The following is a 24394-nucleotide window of genomic DNA, read 5'->3' on the forward strand; positions in this document are numbered from 1 at the left end:
AACCAATTGCCGAACCAATTGCCGAACCAATTGCCGAACCAATTGCCGAACCAATTGCCGAACCAATTGCCGAACCAATTGCCGAACCAATTGCCGAACCAATTGCCGAACCAATTGCCGAACCAATTGCCGAACCCAGCGAAAATGATTCTCAGTTACCCCTTGCGTCAGTAGAGAGTGAAGACCCGCGCCAATTGCTGCGCTGCCCGCCGCAAGAGCTAACAGGACAGTGGACCCCTGAAAAGTGGGATTATTGGCTACAAACTGCACGAGAGCAGAATTTATTGGCAGAAGATGAGCGTGCCCTTGCGAGGCAAGGCGTCATGACAGGGGAGTGTAATGGCGAAGCCGTTTTTGTGACGACGGTTGATACTCAGCACATGCAATCTATCTTTGAGCAGCTGATCGAGAAGGTTACTGTGCAATTTCCTGATGCTAACATCCGTATGCAAATTGATAGCAGTGTGGCCGATAGCGATGATATTCTGCCCCATTTACGTCAATCAAAGCGTAACAAACAAGCAGTCGTTGTGGCAGAAGAACAACTGCAACAATCCCCTGTCATGCAATATTTACAGCAGCGCGGAGAAGGGCGTTTGGGAAAGGCAAAATTGATTGATATACTTTAATGGTCTTTTTGTTAATATTGGCATAAATATTGCTTAATAATAACTGGATAATGTTATTAAAAGCACTGTGATTGGTTTATAATCGGTATTTAAGCAATACTAAAAAAAAATTGTGCAAAGGCTGGGGTGAGAGTATGTTAGATAATTTACGCGGTATGGCAGTATTTGCTAGTGTGGTTGGACACGGCTCCTTCAGCGGCTCTGCACGAGAACTCGGTATTACCACCAGTGCCGTCAGTCAGCAAATTCGTTCGTTAGAAAATGAATTGGGTGTGGTCTTATTGCACCGTTCTACTCGTAAGCTGAGCTTAACAGAGGCGGGCGAAAGCTTTTATGAGGCGGCAAAGGACGTGGTCAGTGCTGCTGAGCAAGGCCGTATTCGCGTGAACCAGCTGCGTGATGAGCTGGCGGGCAGTTTGCGCATTGCAACCACGCCTGAGTTGGGTGTTCATCATATTTTGCCCGCGCTATCGACGTGGATGGCAGCGCATGATGATTTGAGCATCAATTATTTGGCGGACAATCACTATGTGGATATGATTGATGAGCGCATTGATATCGCGATTCGTATGAGTCCAAGTATTGATGACAATACATTAAGCAGCTATGCACTGACCGATGTGCGTCAACTGCTTGTCGCCTCGCCACAATATTTACGCCAAAATCCCAAAATTGAATCGCCTAAAGATTTGTCTGAGCATCAGCTGATTAGTATTGATCTGATGAAAGAACCCAATACATTAGAGCTGACACAAACCGAAACGGGTAAAAAAACGCGCATTAAAATGCATGCACGTATGCATACCAATAATGTGTTTATGGCAACCACCCTAGCCAAAGAGGGACACGGCCTTATTCGTGTGATGGAAATGGATGTCCGTAAAGAGCTGGAAAGCGGCGCTTTGGTTGAAGTGTTGACAGGTTATAAATTGCCAAGTTTTGTGCTGTATGCGGTTACCTTAACACGCGAACAACAGCCTGCTAAGATTGTCCGCTGCTTAGAAGTGCTTAAAAAGTATTTTCATGCCAACTAAATAAGTTTGTTAGAACAAAACAGCCGAGATGGTTTATTGGCAATAAGCAATAAATGGCCTCGGCTGTTTTTTTGTGGATAATAGAACTCTTGCAAAAGTACCAGTTTACTGACTTTCACTGACGGAGATGCAAGAGCTAGCGATGACTTATGCAAGAAGTCTAATAATGTTAGATATAGCGCCTATAGCGTGAGATAAAAACGTCTGTTTTATACTGATTGCTATCTTACCCTAAGGCGCTGCTACTCTTTATAAAGTTAACATGCCCCTCTATATCTGCATTTATTGTGACAGATCAATGCCTTGCGGGTCTTTTTTAATGGTATAAAGGGTAATTAATGAAAGGGGCTGTCCTAAATAATTTTGCTTATCTAGGACAGCCCCAATGAAATTAAAAGGCTTATAGTGATGATTTTAATAAAGCGGTCAGGCGCTCAACGACTTGCGTGCTTTCATCACGTGTCATGTTGAGTGGCGGCAATAGACGTACTACGTGACCACCTGTGACGTTGATAATCAGTTTTTGCTCGTCACGCGCACGGTTAACGAGCTGGCTACAGTCGGTCTGTTCTGGCAAGATCACACCAATCATCATACCTGCACCACGGCAGCTGACGCCATGCGCCTTTAGCGCTTCTGTCAGCTCACTACGGATAAAGTCGCCCTCAGTCACGGCATTTGCCATCACATCGGTATTGCTCAGCTCTTCATACACGCTGTGTACCACACGGCTGGCAAGTGGCGTGCCGCCGTAGGTCGAGCCATGACTGCCCGCACCGAACAGCGTGCGCGCACGGCCACGTACCATACACGCGCCGACAGGGAAGCCATTGCCCAAGCCTTTTGCGGTGGTCAACACATCAGGGCGCGCATTACTGTACTGATAGGCAAAGTATCTGCCCGTACGTCCGTTGCCTGTTTGTACTTCATCGAGCATAAACAGCCAGTCATTCGCATCACAAACCGCTTCTAATTCTTCAAGATAGCTAAAGCCATTTTTCGGTGTATTCAGACCGCCTTCGCCTTGAATCGGCTCCACCAAAATCGCGCAGATGTCTTGATGTTGCTCAGCGGCTTGTTTGACCGCTTCCACATCGCCAAAAGGCACACGGATAAAGTCGTCATCTAAGGTAAAAAAGCCTTCACGCGCTTTTGGATTGGCAGTCGCAGATACGGATAAGAGGGTACGTCCGTGAAACGAATTTTCCATCACAATAACTTTTGGACGCGCAAAACCCTTATTATGCGCGTGTAAGCGAGCCAGTTTTAGCGCTGCTTCGTTAGCCTCTGCGCCACTGTTGGCAAAAAACACGCTGTCCATACCCGCAGCCGTACATAAAGATTCGCCCGCACGCTCTTGCCAGTCGATACCAAACAGATTGCTGGTATGTACCAAAGTGGCTGCTTGTTCCTGAATAGCCTTAGTGATGGCTGGATGGCAGTGACCTAAGCCGCACACCGCAATACCTGTCAATGCGTCAAGGTACGGCGTGTCATCTTCGGTATATAGCCAGCTGCCAGCACCGCGAGTGAAGCTGATCGGTTGACGAGCATAAGTGGGCATCAAATAACTGGCTGACATAAGCGTATCCTTATAAAACAATATAAAAATAAAGTTAAAAAAATAATGAACGATCAAATGCCGTTCATCTATGAGGGGTGACGTACGTATTATTAAAATTATAACTCATCAGAAAAGGGGTCTGACTCCGCTGGCATACTGTATTGCTCATCCGCCCATGCCCCCAAATCCAGGAGCTTACAGCGCTTGCTACAAAAGGGTTTATACGGATTGTCTTGCCAAACGGTCGGCGTACCGCATTGCGGGCAGGGATAGGTCTTTGGCGTCGTATCAGGCGTAGAAGTCATGGTAGAAATGCGCGCATCCTCAGTGGATTCATAAATCAGAATCGTTATAATAGCACGCGACCTATAAAAGACAAATAAGGAATCCTGTGATGCCATCGCCCATACTGTCCCATCGAAACGCCCGTGCCTTTCGCCCTGAAAAGCTCTCAGCGCCGCGTGACTTTTGTGTGCCTGAGGTAGTGCATCAAACCGACACACCGATTGTCCTTGAGATTGGGGCGGGGAAGGGCAAGCATGCTTTAGGATTTGCTATCGCGAACCCAAATAGTCATATCATCGCCATTGAGCGCACACGCACCAAGTTTGAAGCGTTTGACAAGTTGGCAAAGGCGCAAGCGTTGCCGAACTTAACCCCCATTCATGCCGATGCCATCGCGTGGACAGTCCACGCCGTACCACCTGCCAGTTTACAACAGATTTATCTGCTGTATCCCAATCCTGAAGCGCACAATCCCAATCAGCAATGGTTAAACATGCCATTCTTCGAGTTTTTATTGTCGCGCTTACAAGCAGGGGGCAAGATTACCCTCGTGACCAATATCGAGAGTTATATGGACAATGCTGAACAGCAAGCGACCATCCTTTGGCAATTGCCTTCTATGCGTTATCGCGTACATTCAGACAGTCAGCGCACTCATTTTGAAATCAAGTACCTAGCGCGTGGCGAAACCTGCTGGGAACTGGTCATGCAAAAACCTGAGGGCTATCAAACCCGCTTTGATGACTGGAAAAGCAGCAATAAATAGCCTAAGCAAAAATAAAACCAATGTAAAATAGCTAATTATTTACTTAATAAAATAGCCTAAGCAAATAAAATTAAAATCTAAAAAACCGCTCCTAAAGAGCGGTCAAAAATTGCGAGTCAAAACAATGCTAAAAGAAGTTAGAGGACAGGCAAGAAGGGTTTTACTAAGCGTTTAGAATCTGTATGTGCATCAATAACTGTCAAAAAAGTATAAGCACCGATAAACTTACGGCTAATGAACATAAATTCTTTAGGGGGTAAATTAAACTCAAAAGACTGCATGGCATGTCTTGCTGTCTCAGCGAGACGAGAGTGCAGCACACTGTTTGCCCAAATATAACGCTGCTCATCGTCTAAGCAATCTGCTGGAATATCAGGATTAAGCTCAGGCGCACTAAAAGGTTCGGTTGCAAGTAAGAATAGATTAGCAACGTCGTTTTTGACTTTCGGACTCATCGTATCAAAGAAGTCATAGCCCGTCATGGCTTTGGCCATTGCCTCATGATCATGAATATATCCTGCCAGTAATAGATTACGAGCAATGGTGAGTAGATGGTCATCGAACTGGCGAATCGCGCCAAAATCGAGCAGTACTAGCTTGTCTGTATCTTCTTCATTATCAGTAATACGCACCAAATAATTACCAAAATTTGGATCGGTCTGCATCTCACCCCATACAAAAATTTCTTGCATGATGATTTCAATCGCTGCTTGACCAATACGATTAAGGCGCTCGTCAGACAGTTGTTGTAGGGCAGGGTTGGTCACACTCACACCCACCTCGAAACTCATACACAATAAGCGGCTGCTAGAATAATCGGTATTGATTTTGGGAACGACATAGCGCGTATCATCTTTAAGACGCTCATAAAAGCGCATGGTGGTTGCCGCTTCGGCATCATAGTCTACTTCGTGGTGTAATAGGTCGCGAATCTCTTCAAACCAAGCTTCAAGCGCACGCGTTTGCGGAACGATATTACTGACCCGTAGCATTTGCTTAAATAAGGCCAAATCAGAATCAATCGCTTCAGCGACACCAGGGTATTGAATCTTTAAGACCACTTCTTCGCCCGTAGCCTTTACTGTCGCGCGATGCACCTGCGCCAAAGATGCGGTACCAATCGGTTCTGGATTGATATCCAGCTCATTTAACTTATCGCCTAAAGTATTAGCAAGTGTTGCTTCAATTTTTGGCCAGCTGAGCGTAGCGGTATCGTCATTTAGCGTATGTAGGGCACGGGTAATCTCTGGTGGCAAAATGTGCTCACCATACATTGCGAGCATCTGTCCGATTTTGACGACCGAGCCTTTGAGCTTGCCCAGCTCTTCTGCCATGTAATTGGCTTGCGCTTCCATAAACGCCTGATTGCGCTCGGCACGGGCTTGCTTATCCATAAACATCCCAGAAACGCTATTACCCGCCCAACGACGACCAATATTTAACGAGGTCTTGGCAATCGAGAGACGACGCTCAAAGCCTGAAGTCTTTAAATTATCGATTGATTTTTTCTTGTTCAGGGATTTAGACGTATCGTATGTCATAGAGATAATCATTTATTAAGTGAGTAATGACTTGCAGGTCTAAGACCGACAGTACCAAACAATCAGCGTATTGAATGTAAAATTGTACCATATAAAGCGTAACTGTCTTAGCAGACATAGTAACGGTTTGATATAAGGTAGATTTTGGGTTATTAAACGGTAGACAATAAAAGAGCCTAGTACGGTGTGTACTAGACCTTTTATTTATTCTTAGATAACGTGCCAGCCAAGCGCGCTATATCATACAAATAGCTGCTTGGCCGAATACGTCTTATTTTGCGTTGTTTTCACGAGCAATAGCATGGTGACCGATATCGCGACGATATTGTGCGCCATCAAACGAGATAGCACCAGTGGTGACCAAGGCTGCTTGCTGTGCGCCTGATATGGTATCGGCTAGGGCAGTGACACATAAGACGCGCCCGCCGCTGGTTACGATAGCGTCATCTTCGTTGCGTGCTGTACCTGCGTGAAATACTTTTACATCATTGTCTGCATTTAATTCAGGCAGACCTGTAATGACATCGCCTTTTGATGAGGTCTCAGGATAGCCTTTTGATGCCATAACGATACCGAGTGCGGTACGGCTGTCCCATTCTGCTTGGCTTGGCAAGTTGCCATCTACGCCTTGCGCGACCAGTTTTGCCATTGAGGATTGCAAGCGCATCAGGACAGGCTGAGTCTCTGGGTCACCAAAGCGGCAGTTAAACTCAATCACAAATGGATTGCCATTATCATCAATCATCAAGCCTGCGTATAAAAAGCCTGTATACGGATGACCTTCGGCTTTCATAGCGTCAACGACTGGATTGATGACTTGGCTCATGACTTTGTCATACACGTCTTGGGTAACGACTGGCGCAGGTGAGTACGCGCCCATGCCGCCTGTGTTTGGCCCAGTATCACCTTCATAAGCGCGTTTGTGATCTTGGCTGGTTGCCATTGGTAAGACATTATCACCATCAATCATGCAAATAAAGCTGGCTTCTTCACCCGTTAAGAATTGCTCGACCACCACGCGGCTGCCCGCATCGCCAAACTTATTGCCTGCCAGCATGTCATCAATCGCAGCGTGCGCATCTTCAATGGTCTCTGCGACAATCACGCCTTTACCCGCTGCAAGGCCATCCGCCTTAATGACGATAGGCGCGCCTTGCTCGCTTACATAGTCTTTTGCTGCCGCTGCGTCAGTAAAACCTTGATAAGCGGCCGTTGGGATATGGTATTTTTCCATAAACTCTTTAGCAAAGGTCTTTGAGCCTTCTAGCTGCGCGCAGTAAGCGGTCGGCCCCCAAGCTTTAATACCTGCGTCACGGCAGGCATCGACAATACCTGCGACCAATGGCGCTTCTGGGCCAACGATGACAAGGTCAATGGCATTGTTTTGGCAAAACTCGATGACCGCGGCGTGCTCATCGCTGCTGCTTGACGTTAACGTGACATTTTGGCACTTGGCTTCCAGCGCTGTACCTGCGTTGCCTGGTGCGACGTAAACTTGTTGCACGTCTGCATCTTTTGCACATTGCCAAGCCAAAGCGTGCTCACGACCACCTGAACCAATTACCAAAATATTCATGTTGATGTTATCCCTTAATAGTAAATCTCTCGCGGTTGCGAGCCTGACGCATTCATAATGAATAATAAAATAAAGCGCTATTTATCGCGCTGTACATGTGCGCGCCTATTCTAACAAGAAATGGGCAACAATTACCATGTGTATCATGCGGTGATAATAGCTGCGCTGCGCGATGATGCTTTTTTAGCGATACTCGCCAGCAAAAATAGGCATAACAAAGCAAATTTTCGCTGTCAATCGACAAAGCTTGAACAAATCTTATGTTTTTGTGACTTGTTTTGCGAATGGTCATAAAAATATGCCAATCTAGAGGTGAAAACCAGGCTGGGGTAGGCGTATAATGGGTGTCATCTGGTGAATGATGATGCTATGTATATACATATATATCAATATTATTGGCCGATTTGCCGTTGATAATGACATTTTTATGGGGTTATTCATTGGCTGCGTGATTGGTGATGGAATTAATAGACAATGAATTAATAACGTCGCTGGCGATGTGATTCATGGTAGTGATTAAGGTGACGTTTTAGGACACGTCATCTTGATGGCTATTTAATAATATTCATAATAACTTTATTAATTTTTATTTGCGACACGCGCACATTCAAAAAACACACTTATAAGGGACAAACCTATGCCCAATTCTCTTAGTATTTCAAAAGAGCGTATTGGTCAGATTAGCGATATTGCCACAAGCTACGTACAAGAAGACAAGTCGCTGCTCGACCATTTTATTCATAATTACTATCGTCCATTGCATCAAGAAATCGCTGAAAAAATCGATGATGCTGACCTTGCAGGCCGTGCGCTACACCATTTTACGATGTTAAAAGCGTATGATGGCAGTGCCCCACAATTAAAAATTATTAATCCGATTCCTGAAGAGCAGCACTTTCACAGCTCACATACTGTCATTCAAATGGTGGCTTATGACCGTCCGTTCTTGGTCGACACCTTATTGATGAGCCTTGAAGCTCAGGGCATCGATGTCCATCGTACCTATAACACCATCATCAATGTACAGCGTGATGATGCGGGTAATATTGCTAAAGTCAGCTCTGTTGAAGAGAGTAACACCAGTCATTTTTCATTGATTCATTGCGAAATCGCTTATCAAGACAATGCAGACCTGCCAGCGTTACGCCAAATCCTGCTCGACAAAATCGAGACCCTAGACACGGTGGTGGGCGACTGGAAACAGATGCGCAATCGCCTAATCGATCTAAAGGATGAGCTTGCCGATAAGCCACTGCCTGAAGTATTTTATTCAAAAGAAGAAGTCCAAGCGTTCTTGGATTGGATTTTGGACGATCACTTTATCTTCTTGGGTTATCGTGAATACCGCTTAGAAGGCGGCGAGCGTATTGAAGTCAATAGCAACGTAGATGCCAGCACCGACCTAAACCTATACGCTATCGGTGATAGTGGCCTTGGTCTACTGCGCGGTTCACAAGAGGACGTACTGTCTGAGAGCTTTAGCAAACTGCCAAACGTATTAAAGCGTCTATTGACTGAGCCTCGTGTATTGATGCTGTCAAAATCAAGCCGTGTATCGCCTGTACATCGTCCTGTATATATGGACTTTTTGGGTATTCATAAATTTGATGACAATGGCAAGCTGGTTGGCGAATATCGCTTTATCGGTCTGTTCACCTCACAAGCGTATCAGCTAAGTGTCCAGCAAATTCCACTACTGCGCGAAAAAGCCAATAAAATCATGGCAATGGCAGAGCTACCACGCGACGGACACGCGTATCACAAAATGATGCATGTCATCAATACGCTACCACGTGATGACTTATTTCAAGCAAGCATCGAAGAGCTGTATCCTGTGGTGTCAGGCATCACACAGCTACAAGATAAGAAGAGCCTGCGTCTGTTCAGCCGTGTTGACCACTACCAGCGCTTTGTGTCGTGCCTTGTGTACATCCCACGCGATAAATTCAACACCGAGCTGCGCATTAAAGTACAAAACGTATTAAAAGACGCGTATAACGGTTTGTCTTCAGGCTTTACGACTGAATTTAACGAATCGGATCATGCCCGCGTCCACGTCCACGTGCGCACCGTTCCAGGTCAAGTCAAAGAAGTAGACACCGCGGCGCTTGAGCAAAAATTGACCGCACTGATGCAGTCATGGAGCGATCATTATCAAAAAATGCTGCTTGATAATGTGGGCGAGCAACAAGCGAATATCTTAAAACGTCGCTTCTTAAATTACATTCCTGCCGCGTATCAAGAAAACTTCGATACCCGCACTGCTATTGAAGATACCAAGCGTCTTGATAGCTTAAGCGAAAGCAATGGCCTTATCTGGCACCTGTATCAATCAACAGGTGACGCCAGCAACCAGCTACATCTTAAGCTGTACGGTCACAACCAGCCCGTCATCTTATCTAAAGTATTGCCAATCCTAGAAAACTTTGGTGTGTCTGTCATCTCAGCACAGACGTATGAGTTTGATTTGCCAGAGCAGCCTGTTTGGATGCAAGAGTATGAGCTGACCTTGCAGCACGTTGATGCGGTTGATATCCGTGTGGTGCGCAATCAGTTTGAAGAAAGTCTGCGCCATATTTGGACAGGATTGGTTGAGAGCGATACCTTTAACGAATTGGTATTGACCACCAAGCTTGATACCTATGATGTTGTGGTTCTACGTGCCTTGTCTCGTTATATGCTACAAGCACGAGCGCCATTTTCAAGCGCCTACATTCAACAAACCGTCGTACGAAACAGCAACATCAGTGTGGCACTGTGCGATTTGTTTGATGCGCGTATGAATCCTGCGCATGGCGATGATGAGCGTAAAGAAAAAACCAAGGCGATTGAGGCCAATATCACAGCGGCACTTGCCAAAGTAGACAGCTTGGATGAAGATCGTATCTTGCGTTGGTACTTAGACCTCATTAACGCGATGGTCCGTACCAACTTCTACCAGCGTGATGAACATGGTGCGCGTAAAGACCGCCTATCGTTTAAATTCTGCGCGGCGGACATTCCAAACTTGCCAAAACCAAAGCCCATGTTTGAAATCTTTGTGTACTCGCCACGTGTTGAGGCAGTTCACTTACGCGGTGGTAAGGTTGCGCGTGGTGGTTTGCGCTGGTCGGATCGTATGGAAGACTTCCGTACCGAAGTGCTTGGTCTGGTTAAAGCACAGATGGTTAAAAACGCGGTTATCGTGCCTGTGGGTTCAAAAGGCGGTTTTATTGTTAAAAACAAAACCATGGCTGATGGGCGCGAAGCGTTCCAAGCCGAAGGCATTGCCTGCTATCAGACATTCTTACGCGGTATGCTCGATGTGACAGACAACATCGTTGATGGCACCATTGTCCCGCCAGCCAACACGGTGCGTCATGACGCAGATGACCCGTACTTGGTTGTTGCTGCCGACAAAGGCACCGCAACTTTCTCAGACATCGCTAACGCGTTAGCAGCAGAATACAACTTCTGGCTCGATGATGCGTTTGCCTCTGGTGGCTCGGTCGGCTATGACCATAAAGCCATGGGTATCACGGCTCGCGGTGCATGGGAATCCGTCAAGCGTCATTTCCGTATGCGCGGTATGGACATCCAAACCCGTGATAACTTTACCGTTGTGGGTATCGGTGACATGAGCGGCGATGTGTTCGGTAATGGTATGCTGTTATCAAAGCACATTAAACTGGTTGCTGCATTTAACCACATGCATATCTTTATCGACCCAAATCCAGATACTCAAAGCTCATATGATGAGCGTGAGCGTCTGTTTGCGTTGCCACGTTCGACTTGGGAAGATTACGACAGCTCGCTCATCAGTGCAGGCGGCGGTATTTTCTCACGTAAAGACAAGAGCATTGCCATCACTGATGAGATGAAAGCCGCGTTTGACATCACGGCGGACAGCCTAACGCCAAACGAGCTGATCAGTGCCTTGCTAAAATCGCCTGTAGACTTGATTTGGAATGGCGGCATCGGCACGTATGTTAAGAGCGTTAATGAGACGCATGCAGACGTTGGCGATCGTGCTAACGATGCGGTACGTGTCAACGGTAATGAGCTGCGTGCAGCGGTTGTTGGTGAAGGTGGTAACCTTGGTCTTACCCAGCAAGGCCGTATTGAGTACGCTCAGCAGGGTGGCCGCGTCTACACCGATGCGATTGACAACTCAGGCGGTGTGAACTGCTCTGACCATGAAGTCAATATCAAAATCTTACTCGGTAAAGTGGTTGAGCAGGGCGATATGACTCTCAAACAACGTAACGAGCTGCTTGAGAGCATGACCGATACGGTGGCAGATTTGGTACTGCGCCAAAACTACCTACAGCCACAAGCCATTGAGCTAAGCCGTATCCGTGCCTCAGCGAACCTAAGCGATCATCAGCGTTTTATTCAGATGTTAGAGTCTGAGCAGCGTCTTGATCGTGCGATTGAGTACTTGCCCTCAGATGATGAAATTACCAAACGCCAAAAAGTGGGCACTGGCCTGACCAATCCCGAGCTGTCGGTCATGCTGGCTTACGGTAAAATGTGGGTGTATGACAATCTATTGGCATCTGATTTGCCAGACGATCCGTACTTCATTAATGAGCTGCGTAAATACTTCCCAGATGAGCTGGTTGGTCGTTTCTTTGATGAGATGACTGAGCACCGCTTGCATCGTGAGATTATCAGCACCTACTTGACCAACAGTGTGGTCAACCGCTTGGGTATCGAAGCGCTGTTCCGTCTGTATGAAGAAACGGATCAATCACTTGCAACCATCATCCGTGCGTATGCCATTACGCGTGATGTGTTCAACGTGACAGAAGCTTGGGTACAGCTAGAAGCCCTTGATAATCAAGTAGATGCGACATTGCTATTAGAGCTTGAGCTGCGTCTGCGTGACGTTTTAGAGCGCGGGGTGGTGTGGTTTATCAATAGCTTTGGTCAAAATCTGCAAGTGGCTGATATGATTGAGCGATTCGGCGCAAGCGTCAGCAACTTAACGCAAGCAGGCGGCTTTATCGAGCAGCAATTTGCCGAGTACTTGCAAGAAGATACCAATTCGTTACGTGCAGACGGCTTGTCTGATAACGATGCGGCGCTGTTTGCTATGTTGCCCTATCGTGTTGATGCCCTAGATGCAGCGATGCTTGCTGAGCAGTATGAGCGTCCAGTTAATGAGATTGCTGCCCTGTACTTTAAAGCATATCAAGCGCTGCAACTCGATTGGATGATTGATCATATCGCTGAGCTGCCACAGAATGACTATTGGGATCGCCGTGCACGTCATGCGCTCGTCAATGAGCTGTCACGCAGCTTGCGCTTGCTCATGGATTCGCTATTGTCAAAACCTGATGCGAAAGTTGCCTTTACAGAATGGGAAGAGCAGCACGCTGAGCACCTAAACGAAGTCGTATCTGATATGGCTAAGCTTGATAACAATGAAGACGGCGTCAGTCTGTCTACTTTGTCCGTACTGATGAGTGAAATCAGCAACTTGGCAACCAAATAAGCCAATAAATTCGTCTATATAAAGAAAAAAGCCCGTGTCTAGCATGGGCTTTTTTTGGTTATCAATTAAAAAAAATGACAGCCTATTTTTAGACAAAGACAATCAATTACTTGCCAGCCACCTGCGCACAGCCTGCGCCATGAAGATGACTAAACCCACCTGAGCGCTTTTCTACTTTAATTTGCGTCAAAATGCGGTCTTTGAGTGCTTGGATATGTGAAATCACGCCAATAAGCTTGCCTTCTTGTTGCAGATTGGTCAGAGTGTCTAAGGCAATATCTAATGATTCTTCATCGAGTGTACCAAAGCCTTCATCCAAAAATAGCGAATCGACGCGGATGTTTTGGCTCGCCATCTGTGATAATCCCAGTGCTAAGGCCAAACTGATGATAAAGCCTTCACCGCCCGATAAGTTTTTGGTACTGCGAATCTCACCGCCTTGATGGTTGTCAATCACGTTCAGCTCAAGCGGTTTGTCGTCATCACGGGTCAGCAAATAGCGGCTACTCATTTTATGCAGCTGCTTATTGGCGTGACCAATCATAATGTCAAAGGTTAAACCTTGAGCAAAGGTGCGATACTTTTTACCATCGGCTGAGCCAATCAATTTATACAGCTGCTCCCATATCGCCAAAGCTGCTTTTTGCTTCGCGATTTCTGCCAGCTGGGTTTGCTGACTTTCTTTCTTGCTATCATTGTCATGAAGCTGCTGCTTAATCGCACCAATCTGCGCCATACACTGATTAAAGTCTGTTTCTGTTTGCGTCTGTCGGCGGGTGAGCGTTTCGCGGTCATCGTCGGTGAGTGGCTGCGCTCGTTGCTGCGCGAGCGTGCGCGTTAGGTCATCAAAGAGCCTTTGCGCTTGCTTGAGTGTGTAGTCAATGTGCGTTTGTTCTGATTTAAGCTGGTTACGCTCATCCATTGGCAAACGTGCCGTCATAAAGGCAGCTTCGTCAGAAAAATCAGAACGCGCCAGCGCCTCATTAAACGTATGATACGCCGCTTCTTTTGTCTGTGTGGCGTCTTCGATACGCTGCTTTAAGGTATGCGCCTGTGCTGTCAGCTGCTGCAAATTATAACGCTCACTATCCAGCCGTCGTTGCGCAGCGTTGCTGCTATCCTGCACACATGCCACGGCGTCTCTCATCTGCCGCTCAGCGGTGTCAATATCGGTAGCGGCAAACGCTTGGGTACGTTGTTTTTCTAGAGCTGACAGCGATTCGGTACTGTCTGTGATGCTGTGTTTAAGCGCCGCTAATGCTGCTGCATCTTTTGTAAGCTGGGCATCTTTATTCTCAATATGGGTATGCAAACGCTCAATCTCAGACTGCAAGCTTTGCTGCGCCTTTTGCTCCTTGTTAAAGGTGTCTTTTAATTGCACTAAGGCGCGGCGCTGCTGGCGTAAGTGATCAAGCTGGCTATCACACTCGGCATCGTCCAATACCGTCTGCTGCTCAATATGCTCAGCCAAAGACTGCAAGTCATGAGGCGCACGTTGCAGTATCTCTAGCGCGGGTGGGTGATAGTTATTGGTCGCATACATGGCCAAGCGCTGCAAAACAGCAGTGATCAGCGCCTCAAGTTCATTAAAATTCGTCGCCAGCTGGTTATCTAGCGTGGTTATTGCGGTATCTATGATGGCGATTTGCGTCTGATGCGCTGTAATCGCACTGGCCAGCGCAAATTGTGAGTGTTGGGCAGCCTCGCTGTCTTGACGTGCCTCAATAATACGCGCGCTCAAGTCATCATAGCGCGCTAAGGTGTCTTTAATATGTGCCTTATGCTGCGTCAGTTTGTCCTTGCAGTCCGTTAATTTTTTGGCAAATGCTACTGCACGATCGTCATTATCATTTAAAGTCACCAGCGGTTTTAGCAGCCTCATCATGGCGCTATCGCCTGAGATGTCTTCTTTAATGTACTGGCTTATGGCGCGCATGGTCTCTGTTATCGCCCTGTCGTGCGTTTGGCTGTGCGTCGTCAGTTCGGCTTGCTGATGCTGTTTACTCTCAAGCGTCGTTTTTTTACTGGCCTGCTCGATATGCTGAGCCGTGATATGTTGATTGAGTGTGGCAATCTCTTTATCCAACGCAAGAATATACTGTGCCAATTCGCTGCTGTCGCCGTCTGAAACAAGGTGTGGATGGCTCTTGCTATACGGATGCTCAAGGGCGCCGCACAGTGGGCAGGGGTGACCGTCTTGCAAATCGGCGATGTAGTGCTCAAGCGCGGCGACCTTTTGTTGCAGCTGTAGCTGGTTATGCTTATCCTCACGTTTTTCTTGAGTGGCTTCGAGTATTTTTTCGTCTTGATTAAGACGTTCTTGAGTGGTGCAAAGCGCTTTATGAATATGCTCAATATCGTCTTTGACCTGCTTTATTTGCGTATCAAGGTCTTGACGCTGCTGATTATGAAAGCGCAGCTGTTCTATTTGCTGACTAAGATGATCAATCTGCTCTTGGGTCTCACGCATTTGTGAGATCGATTGTGCCTTGATGAGCGCGTTTTGCGCTTGCTGTAGTTTGGCCAGTTGCGCTTGGGCTTGCTCGGTTTTGGTACTTTCGGTTTGCTGGCGCTGCTGCTGTGTTTCCAGCGCCGTTTGTTGTTCTTGTCTTTTTTGCACCTGCTGCGCTTTGTCTGCACTTAGCGTTATATTGTGCTGTAGCACTGCTTTTAAACGGCTACATTCACTATCAAACTTGGCAATATCACCATCTAAATGCGTTAACGCTTCGGTATTGGTAAGCTTTTCGGTCAGCTGTGTGAGCTGCTGTTGTTTTTCTGCTGCGGTATGCTGCTGCGCGCTTAAGTCTTGACGCAGCGATGCGATATCGGTGTTAAGCGCATCAAGCCGACCATTGATTTCTTGTGCCGTGCGCCGCTGCTGAGCAATGTCGTTATCTAGCTTGCGGGCTGTAGCGATTTTGGGTAGTGCGTCTTTTAGCGCGGCGTCTGCTGCTTGCTGTTTGTCTTGCTCGGTTTTTAACGTTTCGCTCGCCGCCTGTACCCGTATTTCTTGGGCAGGCAAGTCCTGCTCAAGCTGATTTTTTTCTGTGGTAAGCTGCTCAAGTTGCTCGCGTATATGTGTCAGCTGGCTAAATTGGCTCTCGATTTCTAGGGCTTTGGTCGCCGCATTTAGGCGTTTGGCTTGCGGGATAAAATCGATATCGGCTTGCTTGGCTTGCTGCAAGTCCTGTTGCGCGCTCTGTAATTTGTCTTCTAAACCGCTCACGGCATCCAGCCACGCCAGCTGTTCGCTGAACGTCTTTAATGTCTGCTGCATGTCTTGTTGGCGGTGTTGATAGTCTTGTAAATCAGTGCTTAACTGGCGCTCTTTATCGGCATCGAGCAGTTGCAATCCGTCTATCTTGTATTGCAAGGCGTTAAGCTTTTCTTCTTCAAGACGTTTTTTGCCATGCACTTGTTTGGAGATGGTCGCGTAAATGTCCGTGCCCGTGATTTTTTCTAAGATATCAGCGCGCTCATCGGCCTTTGCCTTTAAAAAAGCAGAAAAACTGCCTTGCGCGAGCAATATCGAGCGGGTAAATTGCTGAAAATCCATACCCGTCAATTCGATGATTTTATTTTTGGTGTGTTTTAAGCTGCTTTCTAACAGTACCCCTTCTGCGCTGCTGTCGTCATGCTTGAGCTTGGCAATCTCGTGTGTGGCGTCCTGTAGATTGCCGTCCACTTTGTTATACGCGCGGCGTTGCCCCCAACGACAGCGATAAAACGTGCCATTTAAATCAATGACCACCTCAGCAAAGCATTCTGCCGTCTGCCGTGTCATCACTTCATTGCTGCTTTTACTGATGCTGTTGATACGCGGCGTTTCGCCATACAATGCCAAGCAAATGGCGTCCAAAATCGTGGTCTTGCCAGCGCCTGTCTGCCCTGTGATGGCAAAAATGCCTTCATCAACAAAGGCGCGATCGGCGAAGTTGATGTGCCATTCGCCTTTTAAGGAGTTGAGGTTTTTGAGTCGAAGTTCGATAAGGCGCATGTGTTGGTCTTATAATTGGTCAGTGGTGAATAAAAATAAGTGCTGAATAAATATTTTAATTATTCGGCATATTTGTCGTCATGATGCAGGTGATGCACTATCTCAGCGTACGCATCGCGCAGTGTGGGTCTTTGGCTGTCAGCAACGTCATGAACTATCAGACAGCGCTCAAACACCTCCATTTCATTGAGATCTTGCAAAGTCTCGTTGCCTTGCTGCTGATTGAGCACTTTTTCATAGCGCTGGTTGTTTTTGATTTTTAGCACCTCATGCGGCAGCTTAGCAACCAATGCCTGTATCTGCTCGCGCAGGTCCGTCACGACTTCGTCGCCATCATAGATGACCTCTAACCAATACACTTGCTGGGCTGGCAGCGCTTGAATGGTGCGTGTGATGTGGTCAATATCGCCCGTAATCTGGGCTAAAGGTTGAAAAGTCGGTACGGCTAATGGCGTAATAAGCATTTGCGTGCCGTTTTTGCGCGTTGTCTGCGGCTCGGTTGCCACAGCTTCAGCGATAGGTTTGGTCTGTTCTACGATGGTTTCTTCTTCGTCATCATCGAACATATCAAAGCCAAACAAATCATCTGTAAAGCTTGCTTGCGTATTTTGCGGCGTGGACGTGGGTGTTTGTGCTTCGGGTGCTGGTTCAGTTGGTGCGGTGCTGGCGGGTGCGCTTTGTGCTGACTGTATGTTCATGTCAATCGGCGGGATATCATCGCCAAACTGCACCAGCAGAACTTGTTTCTGTTGTCGCGCTTCACCGAAGCCCATAGCAATCGGCGAGCCTGAATAGCGAATATGCTCACAGCCCCCAACGCGCTGCGGCACGTGCAAATGCCCAAGCGCAACATAATCAAAGCTGTCATCAAAGGTGTCGGCAGTGACTTTGCCAAGATTACCCACGTACAGTTCGCGCACGCCATCATCTTCGGTGGTCTTGCCGCCTGCCGCAAACAGATGCCCTGTAGCAATGATAGGAACATAGTTCAGATTACTCGCCAGCAAAGCGGCTTGTTTGTCTTTAGCAATAGCAGCAACGCGGTCGTAATGCGTCTGAATGCCTTTGACGACATTGGCATCCTTGGTGTCCATCGACTCGCCAGCGCTTGAGCCGCGTACGTCACGGTCACGCAAATACGGCACTGCCGCGACAATCGCTGTCGGTTGCCCATTGGCATTATCCAAAACCAAAACCTCATCGCTAGCATCATCGCACGCCGTGCCAATAACATGCACGTTTAGCGCCCGCAAAAACTGACTGGGCGCATCCAAAAAGCTCGGCGAATCATGATTGCCCGCGACAATCACAATATGCTGGCAAGTGGACTTGGCAACCGCCGCCAAAAACTCGTAATACAACGCCTGTGCGCGATTGCTCGGCGTCATGGTGTCAAAGACATCGCCCGCCACGATTAAAATATCCACCTGCTGCGCGTGCATGGTGTCCTGTAGCCACGCCAAAAACGCGGCAAACTCCTCATAGCGCATTTGCCCATACAGCCTGCGCCCCAAATGCCAATCGGAGGTGTGTAATACGGTCAAGGGCTTGTTAAGCGTTGGGGCAGCAGTCGACATAGGTCACAATATCATCAGGAAACAAAAGCCTATTGTAACAAGAATTTAGACAGCTGACGTCTGATTTGGCAAGCTTGTGTGATGCGTTTTGTATTATGCAAAGCGTAAGACAATAAAAAAACCCCATGTGCGCATAAAGACATGGGGTGATTCAAGATAACGAGATATCGATAAAATGATGAGTGGTAAAATAAATGCTTAGTCTTTATTAATCATCGATAGCGCATGGGCAATGTGCGCATCTGACAATACCGCGTTGCCTGCCTGACCGCCGCGTAGCCAATTGCTGCTGGCGTCGTGGTCATCATGCGCCTCATACCAAGACAATGTATCATGCAGTGCCACCACATCGCCCATAATCAATAGGGCAGGTGTGGGTAGCTGCGCCTCGGCTTGCTGCTCGACGATGGTCGCGAGCGTCCCTGTTAGCACTTGTTGGTTTGGCATACTGGCATTGGAGACAATGGCAATCGGCGTATCGGCATCGCGTCCCGCCTCGATTAAGCCTGCGGTAAGGCGAGGTAAGGCATGTAGCCCCATATAGAACACCACGGTCTCATTGGGATTCAACAGCGATTCAAACTGCTGGTTTGGCTCGCCCGCCTTTAAAAATCCTGTGACATAGCGCACCGATTGCGCATGGTCGCGGTGCGTCAGTGGAATGCCCGCGTAACTGGCTGCCGCGTTCGCTGCGGTGATACCAGGTACGACCTCATAGCGCACGCCTTCAGCGCGCAGCTGCTCAATCTCTTCACCGCCGCGCCCAAAGACAAAAGGGTCACCGCCTTTGAGACGTACCACGCGCTGTCCTTTTTTAGCATGGCTGACGAGCAGGGCATTAATGTCTTGCTGTGCGACCGCATGGTTGCTGCGTTTTTTGCCGACGTAGATTTTGTCCGCATCACGGCGACACAAGTCGAGCACTTGTGGCGACACCAGCGCATCATAAAACACCACGTCCGCTTGTTGCATCAGACGCAGCGCCTTGAAGGTGAGTAGCTCAGGGTCACCAGGACCTGCGCCCACAATATACACCTCGCCTTGATGGGTACTGACAGCGTGCTCGTCTTTAGGCTGGGCGGCGGCATGCAAATCGGCGCGCAGTTGCGCTTCGGCGTCGCGCTCTTTACCTGCAAAGACCAGCTGACTGACGCGTCCTTCAAATGCCTGTTCCCAAAACTGGCGGCGGCGCGTCAAGGTCGGCAAGTTTGCCTTGACCTCATCACGAAAGCGACCCGCCAAGCCCGCCAGCTTGCCATAGCCTTGCGGAATCAACGTCTCAAGGCGCGCTCGCAATAGGCGGGCAAGTACAGGCGCTTGTCCATTCGATGAAATACCGACCACAATCGGACTGCGGTCAATGATGGCAGGAAAAATAAAATCACACAGCGGCGGGGTATCGACCACATTGACAGGGATGCCAAGCGCGTGCGCATCATGATACACCTGCTGATTGAGCGGCATATCATCGGTCGCAGCGATGACGAGGCGTGAGCCTGCCAGCAAGTCGGCGCTATAGTCTTGGGTCAAGCGCGTGTGCTCAGGCGCACTTAGTAGCGCATGTAATGGCTCGCTGATGTTCTGAGAAACGACCGTAATATGCGCGCCTGCCCGCTGCAAAAGATCCGCTTTACGCAGTGCAACCTCTCCGCCGCCCACAATCAGTACCTTTTGTGCGGTTAATTTAAAAAATAGCGGAAAAGTATTCATAACAGCCTCGTATTTCTATTTTTAGTCAAGACACATGCCTTAATCTGCCGTCATTATGGCGGATAGCCTGTGCAGACTCACCTAATGAATTGGCATTAGTATATTCATTTTATTCATTATTAACATGTATTTTTATAGAAAAAGGAATAGGCGTAAAACCTTATACGGAAAAACCATGTAAAAATAATGGAAAATTGTTTATCAGTATATGGCTTTGCTATAGTTCAGCACTTATTAATGTTTTAAATAGAAAGTTACTAGAAGGTAGGGTCAAGTGTTGATAGTTATTTTACGTGGCGTGATGCTGAGTTTAGCGTCTGCTCTATTTGGAATTCTACTGTTATTGGCGTTTGTACTGACGTATCAAATAAATTGGCCTGTCGCTGGTATATATCGCTACGATTTGTTATTGGCTTATACCTTAATTATTCAGATTTTTTTGGTTTATTTTAAGTTAGAAACGCCACGCGAAGTATCGGTCATTGCCATCTTTCATATCATGGCTATGGTGATGGAGTTGTTTTTAACACATCCAAAAATTGGTTCTTGGCATTATCCTGAACAGGCTGTTTTTAGGATTGAAAATGTACCGCTTTTTTCAGGGTTTATGTATTCAGCAGTGGGCAGTTTTATAGCGCGTGGCCTAAGATTGTTCGATATTTCTTTTACTCATTTTCCAAATTTGATATGGGTAGGTCTGTTGGCGTTTTCTTCTTATGCCAACTTCTTTACTAAGTTCTTTGTTCCTGATATTCGAAATATACTATTCATGATGTCAATTATTTTGTTTTGGCAAACGAAGATATCTATTCAAATTCATAACAAAAATAATGTGCGCTTAGGTAGTACCAAAGAATATCAATTACCATTTCTACCCTTGCTGCTGTTTTTAGCTTTTTTGGTATGGCTGGCAGAAAATATCGCTACTTTTACGAATATTTGGCATTATCCTTCCCAAGAAGGTTTATGGCATATTATCGGTTGGGGCAAACTTGGTTCTTGGTATTTATTACTAACGTTGAGTCTATATTTGGTTTTGATAGTATCAGGAAGAACAACAACCAATAGGAGTAACGGCTTCTTTAAATAGGGTCAACAAAAAAAGCCCTCGCTTAAAATTAAGCAAGGGCTTTCAAATCAAGAAAAAGTAACAATTACAGCTGCGTGTGCAAACCACATTCGCGGTTTTCTTCAACCTTGGTTGGGTCAAAGTAATCAAACTCGTTTGGCAAGTTGTTTTCTTCTAGATACACGTCTAGATCGGCATCTGTCTTTTCAAACAATGGTGCAACTTTTAGCACGCCGTCTTTTGATAGGCTAAGTACGTCAAGGTTTTGACGGAACTCAGTCTGATCTTTACGAATCGCGTTGAACCAGACATCAGGTTTTAGCTCAGCCAAAGCGCGGCGGAATGGCTCAAGTTTGACCTGCTCAGTAAACTCGTCATGTAGCGGGTTATGAATGCTTGGAATGCCATTCATGGTCGCGTCGCGGTGAGCAGCGGTTTGTTTTGGAATGTAGGTCACCACGTTTAGGTTAAGGTCACGAATCACTTTGTTCGCAAACTGGTAAGTGGCGTCAGTATTGTAGCCAGAATCTACCCAAAGTACGGTAATATCAGGACGCTGCTTGGCGACCAAGTGTAGAATCGCTGCCTCATAAGGGCGGAAGTTGGTGGTGATGATTGGGTTTTTCGCTTGAGTCAGTGCCCATGCGACGATTTCTTCTGGTGACTTGCCTTTTAGTTCTGCGTTGGCTTGGTCGATGTTCAGTTCTGGATGTAACTGGCTCATGGGTTTTCCTTATGTTGGTCAGTATATAAAAAATAAAAAGTCAAAAAATGGTTTAAATATTAACGGCTAAAGAGTGGCAATGCCTGCGCGTTGCGTCCGTCATAAGCGCTCTTTAGCGCGGTAAAGGCCTGTTCAATATCGCCTTTCATGTCATGCTCGCGCAGCACAAAGGTGTCTACACCGCAGCGCAATAGGTAAGGAATTTGGTCGCGACCAAACGCGCCAGCAGCACGAATTTCGCCGGTATACCCAAGCTGGCGCAGTGTCTCAGCGAAGCTAAAACCACGACCGTCAACAAAGCTTGCGAAATGAATAACAATCAGGTCTTGCTGCAATAAAAATTCAGTAATCTGTGGTAAGGCATCCGTGTCGGTATTGGCCGTAATCCATACCCCAAGACGGCTGGTGTGCTCTTTTAATAGGGCATACAGCTGCTCAAGCAAACCATTACCCAGTTGACCGCTGGCGTTTAACATATCGGCAAGTGGCACCAGTACGCTTTGTTTTTCTTGACGGTTTAACAGCTCAATCAAGGAGACGTTTGATAGAGCAATACCGTCAGGCAGGTTGGGCGTTTCAAGCGCCAGCCACGTGTCTTCATGGCTAATGTCACAACCTTTCGCATTTAATACGTGATGATTAGCCATACACTTTCTCCTTAAATGGGGCGATGCCGACGCGCTCTACCACCGCGCCAAAGTCTTCAACGTCTTGCTCACTCGTTTCGCGCAGCTCTAAATATACATCAAGGATGGTTTGTAGCGTGCTGGCAACGTCCGTGGCAGGTACGGCTTTACCTAAGATTTTACCGAGGCGGGCATCATTGCTGGCATTGCCGCCAAGGCTGATTTGATACCAGTGCTCACCTTTTTTATCCACACCAAGAATACCGATGTCACCTGTATGGTGATGCGCGCAGGCATTCATGCAGCCTGACATATTTAGGCGGATATTGCCCAAGTCATAGAGGTAATCAAGATCATCGAATTGCTTTTCGATTTGCTCAGCGATGTTGTGTGTGGTGGCGTTCGCCAGTGAGCAATAGTCCCAACCTGGGCAGACAATCATGTCGGTTAGGGTATTGATGTTAGCGCGGGCAAGGTTGAGTTCACTCAGCGCTTGCCACAAGGTGTATAAGTCATTGACTTCTACATCAGTAAAGACCAGATTTTGCTGATAAGTGCTGCGAATCTCACCAAAGCTGTAACGATCGGCAAGATCGGCGAGGGCGTCAAGCTGTACTTCGTTCACATCGCCTGCAGGCACGTAACGGCCATCGACCAGACCTGCTTTTAGTGATATCACTGCCGCACGGTAGCCGTCAACTTTGTGCGCTACGGTGTTGTGCTGATACCAATCGGCAAACGCTTTGTCCGCATCAAGCTGTTTTTGTAAGTCTGATTGCACTTGTAGCGCGTCAAAATTTTGATACTCAGGTGCACTAAAGTAGCTGATCGCGGTGTCAAAGTTGTCATCGGTCAGCGTTAATGCGCCGTCTTTAGTGTTCGCTTCCCATTCAGCGTCGACGAGTTTGGCAAATTCGCGCGCGCCTAAACTTTCGACCAAAATCTTGATACGGGCTTTGTACTTATTATCACGGCGACCGTGCAAGTTATACACGCGCAAAATGGCGTCTAGGTAGCTAAGCAAATGCTCACGCGGCAAGAATTCACGGATGGTCTTACCAATAATCGGTGTACGACCCAAACCGCCACCGACCAAGACTTCGAAACCAATCTCGCCTGCGTCATTTTTGACGATATGTAAGCCCACATCGTGTACTTGCGTTGAGGCGCGGTCGGTCTCGGTACCGATAACGGCAATCTTAAACTTACGCGGCAAAAAGGCAAATTCAGGATGAAAGGTTGACCACTGACGGATAATCTCGCAGTACGGGCGCGGATCGGCAATCTCTTCTTTATGAATACCCGCATACGGGTCGGTTGTGGTATTACGGATACAGTTGCCTGAGGTTTGGATGGCATGCATCTGTACCGAGGCCAGCTTTTCTAAAATATCAGGTACATCTTCAAGCTTTGGCCAGTTCAGCTGGATATTGGTACGGGTGGTAAAGTGCCCATAGCCTTTATCATAGGTGCGAGTAATGTCTGCCAACGCGCGTAGCTGACGACTTGCCAGCAAACCATAAGGAATTGCGATACGCAGCATCGGCGCATAACGCTGGATATACAGTCCGTTTTGGAGGCGTAATGGCAAAAACTGCTCTTCTGGCAGCTCACCTGCTAAAAAGCGCCGTGTTTGGTCGCGAAATTGCGCAACCCGTTCGTCCACCAAAGCTTGGTCAGCGTAGCTGTATTGATACATGACGTAATCTCAATTTCAAATGGCAAAAATGCGCTAAAGACAATCGACTATCGTTAGCGGTGAAAGTGATTTGCGTGTGTTGTTATAGATGCCGCGTCTGTAAATGTATTATCGA

Annotated in this window: 15 protein-coding genes; 4 read left to right on the forward strand and 11 right to left on the reverse strand. The window is 47.3% G+C overall.

Going from position 1 to position 24394, the window contains the following annotated elements; genetic code table 11:
• Positions 1 to 139: glycine zipper domain-containing protein (locus JIE71_RS12605; RefSeq protein WP_213018010.1), on the reverse strand; the 139-nt coding region annotated here is incomplete at its 3' end.
• Positions 140 to 763: 624 nt separating this feature from the next.
• Between JIE71_RS12605 and JIE71_RS10920 the strand changes: the two genes are divergently transcribed.
• Positions 764 to 1663: a LysR family transcriptional regulator gene (locus JIE71_RS10920; RefSeq protein WP_199508747.1), complete on the forward strand. Its 900-nt coding sequence runs from the start codon at positions 764 to 766 to the stop codon at positions 1661 to 1663.
• 400 nt (positions 1664 to 2063) lie between these two features.
• Here the strand turns inward: JIE71_RS10920 and JIE71_RS10925 are convergent, their stop codons facing one another.
• Together JIE71_RS10925 and JIE71_RS10930 are read right to left on the reverse strand one after the other, a co-directional pair.
• Positions 2064 to 3245, reverse strand: a complete 1182-nt coding sequence (locus tag JIE71_RS10925) for an aspartate aminotransferase family protein (RefSeq protein WP_199508748.1) — start codon at positions 3243 to 3245, stop codon at positions 2064 to 2066.
• Positions 3246 to 3343: 98 nt separating this feature from the next.
• Positions 3344 to 3532: a DNA gyrase inhibitor YacG gene (locus JIE71_RS10930; RefSeq protein WP_199508749.1), complete on the reverse strand. Its 189-nt coding sequence runs from the start codon at positions 3530 to 3532 to the stop codon at positions 3344 to 3346.
• An 89-nt stretch (positions 3533 to 3621) separates the two neighbouring features.
• Here JIE71_RS10930 and JIE71_RS10935 point away from each other — a divergent pair, with 89 nt between their 5' ends.
• Positions 3622 to 4278: a DUF938 domain-containing protein gene (locus JIE71_RS10935; RefSeq protein ID WP_199508750.1), complete on the forward strand. Its 657-nt coding sequence runs from the start codon at positions 3622 to 3624 to the stop codon at positions 4276 to 4278.
• Positions 4279 to 4415: 137 nt separating this feature from the next.
• Here JIE71_RS10935 and JIE71_RS10940 read toward each other — a convergent pair whose 3' ends face one another.
• Positions 4416 to 5819, reverse strand: a complete 1404-nt coding sequence (locus JIE71_RS10940) for an ABC1 kinase family protein (RefSeq protein WP_199508751.1) — start codon at positions 5817 to 5819, stop codon at positions 4416 to 4418.
• A 271-nt stretch (positions 5820 to 6090) separates the two neighbouring features.
• Positions 6091 to 7395, reverse strand: coding sequence for a phosphoribosylamine--glycine ligase (purD, locus tag JIE71_RS10945; protein WP_199508752.1), 1305 nt, complete (start codon positions 7393 to 7395; stop codon positions 6091 to 6093).
• Positions 7396 to 8032: 637 nt separating this feature from the next.
• Between purD and JIE71_RS10950 the strand changes: the two genes are divergently transcribed.
• Positions 8033 to 12874 carry an NAD-glutamate dehydrogenase gene (locus JIE71_RS10950; protein WP_199508753.1) on the forward strand — a complete coding sequence of 1614 codons (4842 nt, stop codon included), beginning with the start codon at positions 8033 to 8035 and terminating at the stop codon, positions 12872 to 12874.
• A 106-nt stretch (positions 12875 to 12980) separates the two neighbouring features.
• On the opposite strand, the gene JIE71_RS10955 is transcribed toward JIE71_RS10950, so the two are convergent.
• From JIE71_RS10955 to cysG, 3 genes are all read right to left on the reverse strand, one after another.
• Complete coding sequence (locus tag JIE71_RS10955) at positions 12981 to 16874, reverse strand: AAA family ATPase (protein WP_199508754.1); 3894 nt, start codon at positions 16872 to 16874, stop codon at positions 12981 to 12983.
• Positions 16875 to 16933: 59 nt separating this feature from the next.
• Positions 16934 to 18451, reverse strand: coding sequence for an exonuclease SbcCD subunit D C-terminal domain-containing protein (locus tag JIE71_RS10960; RefSeq protein WP_199508755.1), 1518 nt, complete (start codon positions 18449 to 18451; stop codon positions 16934 to 16936).
• 198 nt (positions 18452 to 18649) lie between these two features.
• Positions 18650 to 20161 (reverse strand): siroheme synthase CysG, encoded by a 1512-nt coding sequence (gene cysG, locus JIE71_RS10965; RefSeq protein WP_199508756.1) that lies wholly within the window; start codon positions 20159 to 20161, stop codon positions 18650 to 18652.
• A gap of 301 nt (positions 20162 to 20462) precedes the next feature.
• Here cysG and JIE71_RS10970 point away from each other — a divergent pair, with 301 nt between their 5' ends.
• Complete coding sequence (locus tag JIE71_RS10970) at positions 20463 to 21251, forward strand: DUF817 family protein (RefSeq protein WP_199508877.1); 789 nt, start codon at positions 20463 to 20465, stop codon at positions 21249 to 21251.
• Between the two features lie 64 nt (positions 21252 to 21315).
• Here JIE71_RS10970 and JIE71_RS10975 read toward each other — a convergent pair whose 3' ends face one another.
• The 3 genes from JIE71_RS10975 to JIE71_RS10985 are packed head-to-tail and all read right to left on the reverse strand — an operon-like array spanning position 21316 to position 24279.
• Positions 21316 to 21954, reverse strand: coding sequence for a phosphoadenosine phosphosulfate reductase family protein (locus tag JIE71_RS10975; RefSeq protein ID WP_199508757.1), 639 nt, complete (start codon positions 21952 to 21954; stop codon positions 21316 to 21318).
• A 59-nt stretch (positions 21955 to 22013) separates the two neighbouring features.
• Complete coding sequence (locus JIE71_RS10980; RefSeq protein WP_199508758.1) at positions 22014 to 22601, reverse strand: DUF934 domain-containing protein; 588 nt, start codon at positions 22599 to 22601, stop codon at positions 22014 to 22016.
• On the reverse strand, positions 22594 to 24279 hold the full coding sequence (locus tag JIE71_RS10985; protein WP_199508759.1) for a nitrite/sulfite reductase: 1686 nt from the start codon (positions 24277 to 24279) through the stop codon (positions 22594 to 22596). Before JIE71_RS10985 ends, JIE71_RS10980 begins: the two co-directional genes overlap by 8 nt.
• Positions 24280 to 24394: the final 115 nt, after the last annotated feature.

It is taken from the genome of Psychrobacter sp. bablab_jr014, assembly GCF_016464015.1.
Lineage (GTDB): Bacteria > Pseudomonadota > Gammaproteobacteria > Pseudomonadales > Moraxellaceae > Psychrobacter.

Excerpts from the sequence above, each read along its gene's own strand:
- JIE71_RS10920 (WP_199508747.1), top strand. The coding sequence starts at position 764 with ATGTTAGATAATTTACGCGGTATGGCAGTATTTGCTAGTGTGGTTGGA.
- JIE71_RS10925 (WP_199508748.1), bottom strand. The coding sequence starts at position 3,245 with ATGTCAGCCAGTTATTTGATGCCCACTTATGCTCGTCAACCGATCAGC.
- JIE71_RS10930 (WP_199508749.1), bottom strand. The coding sequence starts at position 3,532 with ATGACTTCTACGCCTGATACGACGCCAAAGACCTATCCCTGCCCGCAA.
- JIE71_RS10935 (WP_199508750.1), top strand. The coding sequence starts at position 3,622 with ATGCCATCGCCCATACTGTCCCATCGAAACGCCCGTGCCTTTCGCCCT.
- JIE71_RS10940 (WP_199508751.1), bottom strand. The coding sequence starts at position 5,819 with ATGACATACGATACGTCTAAATCCCTGAACAAGAAAAAATCAATCGAT.
- purD (WP_199508752.1), bottom strand. The coding sequence starts at position 7,395 with ATGAATATTTTGGTAATTGGTTCAGGTGGTCGTGAGCACGCTTTGGCT.
- JIE71_RS10950 (WP_199508753.1), top strand. The coding sequence starts at position 8,033 with ATGCCCAATTCTCTTAGTATTTCAAAAGAGCGTATTGGTCAGATTAGC.
- JIE71_RS10955 (WP_199508754.1), bottom strand. The coding sequence starts at position 16,874 with ATGCGCCTTATCGAACTTCGACTCAAAAACCTCAACTCCTTAAAAGGC.
- JIE71_RS10960 (WP_199508755.1), bottom strand. The coding sequence starts at position 18,451 with ATGTCGACTGCTGCCCCAACGCTTAACAAGCCCTTGACCGTATTACAC.
- cysG (WP_199508756.1), bottom strand. The coding sequence starts at position 20,161 with ATGAATACTTTTCCGCTATTTTTTAAATTAACCGCACAAAAGGTACTG.
- JIE71_RS10970 (WP_199508877.1), top strand. The coding sequence starts at position 20,463 with ATGCTGAGTTTAGCGTCTGCTCTATTTGGAATTCTACTGTTATTGGCG.
- JIE71_RS10975 (WP_199508757.1), bottom strand. The coding sequence starts at position 21,954 with ATGAGCCAGTTACATCCAGAACTGAACATCGACCAAGCCAACGCAGAA.
- JIE71_RS10980 (WP_199508758.1), bottom strand. The coding sequence starts at position 22,601 with ATGGCTAATCATCACGTATTAAATGCGAAAGGTTGTGACATTAGCCAT.
- JIE71_RS10985 (WP_199508759.1), bottom strand. The coding sequence starts at position 24,279 with ATGTATCAATACAGCTACGCTGACCAAGCTTTGGTGGACGAACGGGTT.